The organism is uncultured Treponema sp. (assembly GCF_946187725.1).
Taxonomy (GTDB): Bacteria; Spirochaetota; Spirochaetia; order Treponematales; family Treponemataceae; genus Treponema_D.
Genome location: NZ_CAMHSK010000033.1, coordinates 26,011 through 34,613, shown reverse-complemented (window position 1 = coordinate 34,613; position 8,603 = coordinate 26,011). Strand labels below are relative to the sequence as shown.

The 8,603-nt window shown below is 43.7% G+C and carries 5 protein-coding genes and 1 pseudogene; 1 reads left to right on the top strand and 5 read right to left on the bottom strand.

All coding sequences use genetic code 11. From position 1 onward, the window contains the following. Nucleotides 1–390 (top strand): annotated as a pseudogene (locus Q0Q74_RS11015) (type I glyceraldehyde-3-phosphate dehydrogenase); the annotation flags it as partial. Nucleotides 391–832: 442 nt separating this feature from the next. Here the strand turns inward: Q0Q74_RS11015 and Q0Q74_RS11010 are convergent. From Q0Q74_RS11010 to Q0Q74_RS10990, 5 genes are all read right to left on the bottom strand, one after another. Continuing rightward, a complete protein-coding gene (locus Q0Q74_RS11010; RefSeq protein WP_294430829.1) occupies nucleotides 833–2,353 on the bottom strand; it encodes a bifunctional indole-3-glycerol phosphate synthase/phosphoribosylanthranilate isomerase in 1,521 nt (506 codons plus the stop codon). Between the two features lie 213 nt (nucleotides 2,354–2,566). Beyond that, nucleotides 2,567–3,289, bottom strand: coding sequence for an MgtC/SapB family protein (locus tag Q0Q74_RS11005; RefSeq protein WP_294430827.1), 723 nt, complete (start codon nucleotides 3,287–3,289; stop codon nucleotides 2,567–2,569). Between the two features lie 11 nt (nucleotides 3,290–3,300). Next, nucleotides 3,301–4,776 carry a cation:proton antiporter gene (locus Q0Q74_RS11000; protein ID WP_294430824.1) on the bottom strand — a complete coding sequence of 492 codons (1,476 nt, stop codon included), beginning with the start codon at nucleotides 4,774–4,776 and terminating at the stop codon, nucleotides 3,301–3,303. A 109-nt stretch (nucleotides 4,777–4,885) separates the two neighbouring features. Next, nucleotides 4,886–7,612 carry a transcription elongation factor GreA gene (gene greA, locus Q0Q74_RS10995; RefSeq protein WP_294430823.1) on the bottom strand — a complete coding sequence of 909 codons (2,727 nt, stop codon included), beginning with the start codon at nucleotides 7,610–7,612 and terminating at the stop codon, nucleotides 4,886–4,888. A 40-nt stretch (nucleotides 7,613–7,652) separates the two neighbouring features. Then, entirely contained in the window at nucleotides 7,653–8,588 is a 936-nt protein-coding gene (locus Q0Q74_RS10990) for a tetratricopeptide repeat protein (RefSeq protein ID WP_294430820.1), read from the bottom strand. Between the last annotated feature and the right edge of the window lie 15 nt (nucleotides 8,589–8,603).

Genomic DNA, 8,603 nt, shown 5'->3' with positions numbered 1-8,603 from the left:
AACTCAACAGGTGCTGCAAAGGCTATCGGTCTTGTAATCCCAGAGTTGAACGGAAAACTCATCGGTTCTGCACAGCGCGTTCCAGTTCCAACAGGATCTACAACAATCCTCACTGCAGTTGTTAAAGGCAACGACGTTACAAAAGAAGCTATCAACGCTGCTATGAAGAAAGCCTCTGACCCAGAGACATTCGGATACAACGAGGACGAAATCGTTTCTTCTGACGTTATCGGAATGCGCTACGGCTCACTCTTCGATGCTACTCAGACAATGGTAACAAAGATTGCTGACGGTCTCTTCGAGGTTCAGGTTGTTTCTTGGTATGATAATGAAAACTCATACACATCTCAGATGGTAAGAACAATCAAATACTTCTCAGAGAACTGCTAAGTTTTCTAGAATTATCTGACTAAAAAACCCGCTTCGGCGGGTTTTTTTTATGAGTTTTCATTATCATTCGATTTAACTGGTCGCTTTATCGCTTCGCGAAAAGCTCCCGCGCGGTCGCACGCTTGCTACGACCGCGGGTATGACAACGAGAACAGCTACACTTCACAGATGCCCATGCGCGAGAGCGCAAACATCAATAGCTTCCTTTGTGGCAAACGGTGCGTAGCGATGTATGGTCCGCACAATCAAATACTTCTCGTTAAGCTCGCATTTGCGAGCGACGAACTGCTAAGTTTTAGATTAGTTATCTTAAAAGCACTGGTCTTTCTGACTGGTGCTTTTTTTGTTTCAGAAGTATTTGATTGTTCTTTTTATCCTACTGGTCGCGTTATTGCTGCGCAAAACGCTCCCGCACACTTTAAAAGCATTTCTGAAACTCTCGTCAATAATTCTTTGCGAGCACCGCTTCGAGCTTTTTGTGGTCTTTGATTCCGGGTTCAGATTCTACTCCGCTTGCAATATCTAGCAGTTCCGGATGGAATTTATTGATGATTTCGCTGATATTTTCGCTTGTGATTCCGCCGGCCAGCCAGAGTTTTGTTTTTTGACTTACTTTTTCTACAAGAAGGTCTGAGATTCTTTCGCCGGTTCCGCCTAGTTGATTTCCTATTTTTGCGTCGATGAGGATTCTCGGTTCACCTTTTAAGCGAAGTTCGTCAAGTTTTTGTAGGTCTTTTTCGCTTGAAATATTTACGACGGCATAGTGAGGAAGTTCTTTTTTTGTGAAAAGATGTCCGCAGCCGTGAAGCTGAATGAAGTCTAAAAGGCCAGCTTTTTGAGCTTCAAATGCTTTTTCTGCGTCTTTGGAATCTGTATCTACGATGACTCCCACAAGGCGGACTTTTTGCCTGAGGCCCAGTTCCTGCAATTTCTGAACAATTTCTGGAAGATTCGCTGGATTTATTTTACGCGGAGATTTTTTGAAGAAGATAAAGCCCAAAAAATCAGCTCCAAGTTCTGCTGCTTTTACAGCATCTTTTTCATTTGTGATTCCGCAGATTTTTATGAAAGGTTTTGTTTCACATGATTTGCGTTTTGCCTGCAATTTGTTTGCAAAATCGTTCCATGCATGTGCATTTTCGGTCTCTTTTGCGTTTACAAATGAAGAAACTAATTCTCCTGCTTTTTGCGGATTTCTTGCGGCTGCTTCTCCCAACAGCATTGCTGAAAATCCAAGGCTGCCTGCGAATTCTGCCGCTTCGTTAGTACGAATTCCGCTTTCAAAAACAACTCTTGCGTCTTTTCCGGCGATTGAGCGAATTTCTGAGAGCAGGGCAAGCGGAGTCAGAAGGTCAATACTGAAATTCTTTAAGTCTCTTGCATTTACGCCGCAAACAATGAATTTTGTATCCACATGCTTTACGACTTCTGAGAGTTTTTTCAGGTCTTCATCGAGCCTTAACTCAATAAGTGCCGAAATCCCAAGTTGCTCACATTTTTTTGCCATTGAAACGATTTTGTTTGTGTCAAGGATTCTTGCAATGAGAAGAACTGCGTCTGCACCGCATCTGAAGGCAATGTCAATTTCATCTTCTGAAATCAAAAAATCTTTTCTGAGTATTGCGGGAGGATTTGTCTGGGTTTTTGAAGCGTATTCGTCTACAGCACGGCAGGCATTTTGAAGATCCTGCAAATTTCCCTTGAACCAGTGTTCTTCGGTCAGGACGGAAATCGCTGAAGTTCCGGCCTTTGCGTATAGTTCTGCGGTCTTTGCAGCATCAAGGTCTGGAGCAATGTCTCCTTTGCTTGGCGAAGCCCGTTTTATTTCAAGAATCACGCCTTTTTGGGGAAGGAACGGTGTGATTCCACGGGTACGATTTTGAGGAACCTCAAATCCTAGTGAAACGCCTTTTTCGGCGATGTCCTTTTTTCTCTGCTCAACGATTTCCTCTAAAATGTTCATGCCGTAATGCTATCACAAACTATAAAAAGATTCTATAGATAGAAACAAAAAAAATGTTTTCATCAGTGAGAGTTTTGCTTTTTGCAGAAAGTGCTGCGCCCGCTATGGAACCCCACCGCAGGTGTTCTGTAGCGAACGAAGTGAGCGGAAGAATGAGCGCTAGCGAAGGGTGGAACAGCGCCAGACCGTTGATGACGCCCAAATTTTCTGTTGCTAAATTTCTTCGATGTGATAGATATAATCCAGCGTGCTGAGGGCATCGATTATTTCTTTGTGAGTCTTGTATTTTTTTAACTCTTCGTTGCTGATTGAAATTGCGATTGAGTAGACGCTTAATCCCGAACCGGCATAGGCGGAATTCATTTCGATTGCATCGATTATGAGGCCAAGTTTGCGGATTGTGCTGACAAAATTCTGAAGGTTCAGGCTGTTTTTCAGTTCAAGATGAATTTCAAAATGGTTCGAGCGGTTTTTGAGGAAAAATTCGAGTGTCGGAAGTTTTGAAAGGCAGAGCAGCATTGTGATGAATGAAACAAGAGTGATTGTGTAAAGTCCAGCCCCGATTGCAAGACCGATTATGCAGCTTCCCCAAAGAGCGACAGCCGTTGTAAGGCCCATAATTTGGTTTCGGGAACTGAAGAAAAGCGTTCTCGTAGCGATTCGCGCTGAAGAGACGATGGCAAGCCCAGAAAGAATGAATAAATTGCCGTCAAAGAGCGTGTTCAGGTAAAGGTCGATAATCATGACGAGGGTGCCGGAAAGCGTTACTATCATGAATGTGCGGAATCCTGCCGAATGTCTTTTGCTGGAGCGTTCCCAGCCGATTAAGGCCGACAGAAATGCGGAAATGAGGATTCTGAAGACTAATGTGCACGGTAAAAGCTGTGTGGACCATGTGCCAAGAAAACTTGCAATTGGATCTGTAATCATGTTCATTCTGCTCCTTTTTAGTATTGTGTTTTTCTCTTTCGGATTGGCTCTTTGAAGTTCTGCTTTTGAAGTTCATCCCAGAAAGATAGGTTTTGCTGCTCTGCGGCTTCGGTAAAAGCTTCTTCGGCTTCGTTTATTGTATGAGACGGCAGTTCTTCCTGAATCTTGTGTATGCGGTCAATCAGAAGGTCCAGCTGAGATTTTTCTTGGCCGTCGTCGGTTTTATCATTTACTTCAACAAGGTCTTCGAGTTTTGTCGAATAAGATTTTGAAAGATAGAGTGAAAGCTTTGCACAGGCTGGTCCAATCAGCTCGTAAAGAACGCTTGAAGCGAGAATTATTGTCTCAAGGGCATTTCCTATTTCGCCTTTGAGGGTTCTAGCTCCCAGAGCTGCAAGGCCGATTGCAACTCCTGCCTGGGGAATCAATGCGAGACCAAGATAGTTCCTTGTTTCCTTGGATTTTTTTACCAAAAGACAGCCAAGGAATGCTCCGGCATATTTTCCGATAATGCGGATTATGAAATAAAGGACACCAATCAGAAGCAAAGGGGATGAACCGATAGTTCCGCTGGTTTTTACCAGGGCCTGCAAGTCGAATGACATTCCCGAACGGACGAAGAACATCAGAAGGAACGGCGGTGAAAAATAATTCAGCTGCTTGAAAAGTTTGTCATCCTCGGTGAAATTTATATAGATTGTTCCCATCGACATGCAGCCGAGAAGTGGGGAAATCTCAAGAATCGTACAGATTCCACAGAAAGCGAACAGAAGTGCTACGGAAATAATCAGCCTGTTGTCGCTGCTCCTGGTCTTTGGCCTGAGAAGAATTGTCAAAAGCACGCCGAATATCGCGCCCAGGAAAAGGACGAAGGCATTCGTAAGAATTGGTATTAAAACCCGGATAATTGAAAATGCGTCTCCTGTTGCGGAATGGACGGCGATTGAAATCGCTACGCTGTATGCTATGAGCCCGACAATATCGTCCAGTGCGACGACCTGAAGAAGTGTTTCGACGAAATCGCCTTTTGCTCCTGTCTGCCGGATTGTCATCATTGTAGATGCCGGGGCTGTGGCAGAGGCAAGGGCTGCGAGAACTATTGAAAATGCCAGGTTCAGGTGAAGAATGAAAAAAGCGAGGATAAAAACAAAAATCGATGCAAGAAGGGCCTCAAAGAGCGTGATTATTATGATTTTTGCCCCGTTTTTTTTAAGTATGTCGAATTTGAAAAACTGACCTGTGCTGAAAGCAATGAAGGCCAGCGCAATGTCGGGCAGAAAACCCGTTCCCTGGATTATTGGCTTTGGAACGATATTGAGACCGTAAGGCCCGATTAGAATTCCCGCAACTATATAGGCCGTAACATTTGGAAGCCGCAGCTTTTTCGTGACGCGGGTCATCAAAAATCCTGCAAGGAGAATTACCGAAATTGATATGATTGCGGCAGATACCGAAGAATCGTCTACTCCACCGTCATAAAGCCATTGTATCATAGTATATTATTGTAACACACAATTCCGCAAATTGCACAAAAAAATAAGCCACGGACTGCATAAGCAATCTGTGGCTCATAATGTAGATTTATTTAACCGGAGTTAAAACTTAGATTTTTGCAAGCTCAATCTTTTTAACTTCAAAGTTGTATTTGTGCTCGTTGATTGTGAATGTAAGCTCTTCGCCAACTTTGTGGTCGAGGATTGCATTTCCGAACGGTGACATATAAGAGATTACGCCGTTCTCCGGATCTGATTCCCATGGTCCGAGAATTGTGTAGAACTCTTCTTTGCCAGAAGCCTTGTCAAGCAATGTGACTTTTGTTCCGAAAGAGATGAGTGAAGTTGTTGCTGTTGTAGGATCGAAAACAACTGCACGGGCAAGTTCTTCCTGAAGGCGTTTGAGGTCGTTTCCGAGCTTGTGCTGAGCCTCTTTTGCAGCGATGTACTCGGCGTTTTCCTTCAAGTCGCCCTTTTCCTTTGCTTCTGCAACTTCTTTTGCGATTGCCGGGATATCCACATCCTGCATTTTCTCGACGAGAGTGCGTTTTTCTTCGAGCTTTTTGGCTGTAACAAGCATTCCCTTTGGTGCAGAAGATTTTTCTTCTGTTGTGTGGAATTTGTAGTCAGGATATTTTTCGAGGATTTTGCTTCGGAGCTGAGCACGATAAATGTCAAGCTCTGGCTCGCGGATGTCGTCAACGAGAGTGTACATGTGGCCCATCTGATCAACATCACAAGAAAGCATGAAGGTTGCGTATTTGTTGCCGTCCTTTTCGAAAAGCATTTTGCATGAATTCTTGATGATTTTCTTGTTTTCTGTTGAATCAACATGGTTGTCAATCTCACGGTAACACTGAGAGATGATGTTGACGATTGCAATAAGCTGTTTCTGGAGTGGTACAGCTGCTGCTGTGAACCATTCTTCTTCGCTACAGTCATCGAAGAGGAAGAGAATTACATCACGGTAAGTTCTGAAATCTTCGAATGCGTCAACAACGAGTTTCTGAACTTTGTCGCTGTGACCTGCATTGATGATGACCTGAAGAACATCCTTTTTGAGAATAGCCGGGAACATTGCGATAAATTCATCTTCCCAGTTTGGAAGCATTTCTTTGATGTCCCAGAGGAAGGAAGCGCGCAAATCACCTTTCTTTGAGCCTTTGAGGATTGTGTACATGTCTTTTGGAGATTCAATTTCTCCATAAAGCTGCTGGAAGTTGTACTTGCACTGGAAGGCAAGGTTCGGAACTTTCTGGCCGACATCCTGTACGACAAGGTAAGAAGCGATGACCTGCTCGTCAACTTCATTGAATGATTTGAGGAAGCCAGTGAAATAGCTGAACATGTCAGCAAGAAGCTCGCTTTCTTTGTCGGTTGCTTCGTCTTCGATGAATTTGTAGAGAATGTCGATTCGTGCGAAGAAGGCTTTCTGTGCCTTGAACTCGTTTGAGTATTTTTCTTCTGGGGTGATTGCCCGTTCGCGAACAGTGTATTCGTTGATATTGTTTGGATTTACGCCGAAAATTGAGTCTTCTTCAAGGATTTTCTTTGCGCCGTTGTTCCAGCTGGTCCATTCACTTGTGGTGAGGATTGAAGGAACAAGCTCGGCCTTGATTTTCTTAAAGTCACAGTTGTTGTCGAAACTCTTGATGATGATTTTGAGGGCCCATTCTTTGTCGTTCTTGATTTTCTTTGCAAGGTCTTCCTTGGTCTTGAACTCTGATGATTTTGAGCCGACTGTGGCCTTGATGACCCAGATGTGGTCGCGGGAAAGCGGCTGGAGGGCATTGACTGCCATTTTGAGGGAGATGTCCTTTTTGCCGTTTTTACCGAAGTTGATTGTGAGCGTATCGTTTTCAACCTTTGTGATTACGCCGACACCCCAGGTGCGGTGGAATACGAAGTGTTTTGCATCGAAAGCGATGTGTTTTTCGAAATCAGAAATAGCCTCAAATACATTTCGGTAGCTCTGAGTAAGGTCTGATGAGCGGATGTATTCACCGACATGGCTGTGCTTTTCGTATTTCTGTGCGTAGCAGTCAGCAATTTCGCGTCTTGCCCATGGATCTTTTGGATCGATTGCAAGATTGAGTTTGAGGATGTCGATTGCAGTATCCCACTTTTTGTTTTCTTTATACCAGTTGTAGAGTTCCTGCATCATGAGAGCTGATTTGTCTGCACTGATTGATTTTGCGATTTTTCGCTGAACGAGATAGAAGAAATCGATTTCTTCTGGAATTGAAGCTGTGAGCTTAGACCAGATTTCGTTTGCAGCGTTGATGTTTCTGTTGTTTACATAGCGGAGAAGGGCTTTTTTGTAGAATTCGTTTGCCTTTTCCGGATTTTCAGAAATGTAGTGTTCTGCGAGTTTTTTTGCGATTTCAGCTTCGTTGAAGTCAACTTTGACGATTTTTTCATAAATGTCCCAGAGTTCGTCGTTGCCTGTCTGTTCATAGATTGATGAGAGGGCGCGGAGGGCGAATTTGTTTGATTTGTCATCGGCAAGAATCGTCTCACAGATGTAGACGACGATAGGTTCTTTGTGATTGTTCTGGAAAATGTCAATAAGAGTTTCCAAAGAAGAAGTGTCGAGGGAACCCTGCTTGAGTGCCAGCATTCCTGAGATGTAGAGAGCTGTGATGCTGTCTCGTGTGTGTGAAAGCTGCTCGTCACAAATTTCTTTGATTTCGTTTACGCAGTCTTCTGACTTTGCCTTTTCAACGATTGTAGTGAGTTCAATCAGGTTGTTCTTTGTGTAGTTGCTGATTGTTGCACGAGTCCAGGTGTCTTCTTTAAGTTTTGCCTGAACCAAATCCACTAACTCTTTTGACATAAAATTCTCCTTGCCAATTTATTTCAAATATTCTTAATGCCTATTTTGTGTACAGCCTGTATATATTCTCATCATGCACCCGAATCTGAAGAAGGCATTCCTTGATTTTTTCATTGCCTTCGTTTGACCTTGCATAATGGTCTATAAGCCAGAAATACATGTTTATGAGCTTTGGAACTAAAAGCTCTGCCTTATTCGAGGGATCCTTTAATTCGTTTTCCCTAGCGAAAATGTCTTGTCTGAGCTTTCCTGCCTCCTGTACGCGAAGCTCTCGTTTTACATTGAAGACTCCATAAAGGACTCCGTAAACTGGAATCCAGTCAAGAAGTGCCGGCCCTGTGTATCCCTTTTCCATTACACGGCGAATCAGGCAGCAGATTAGCTCGGAATCAAGGTAGTCGATTTCGATTCGTTCTGCGTCGATGAAAAATGCCTCACGGAACAGGACTTTTGCGTTTTTATCTTCCCCGCAAAGTGCGAAACAATCGGCCATTTCTGCGAGAATTGCGGCGGACTGCGGTGAAATTCTGTATGCTTCGGTAAGAAGGTTGAGCGCGGATTCGTATTTGCCGAGCTTTTTGTAGCACAAGCCCTCTTTACGGAACAAATCCGCCCTCTGGCTTGCATTACCTTCTTCTTTGACAGACTGATATGCTTCGAGTGCAAGTGAAAAGATGCCCTTTTGAAGCGCCCAGATTGTCTTTTGCTGAAAATCCTTTTTTTCGTAATCCTGCTTAAAAGACTTCCAGCGGGCAATCAACCCGTCACCTTGTTCATAGGCTTCCATTCTTGGAAGTGCACGGGTAAAATCGCCCCAGTATGAACAGCACCAATGGGCGAATGTGATTTCTGGATCGTCAAAATCATAACCGAAGGCGCCTGCAAGCAGTTCCTGAGCCTGCGCGACATTCCCCTCTTCAAGGAGCTTGTAAGCCTTAGTTAATTCTTCATCAATCTTAACACCCATAATGTACATGATTATTATTATAAA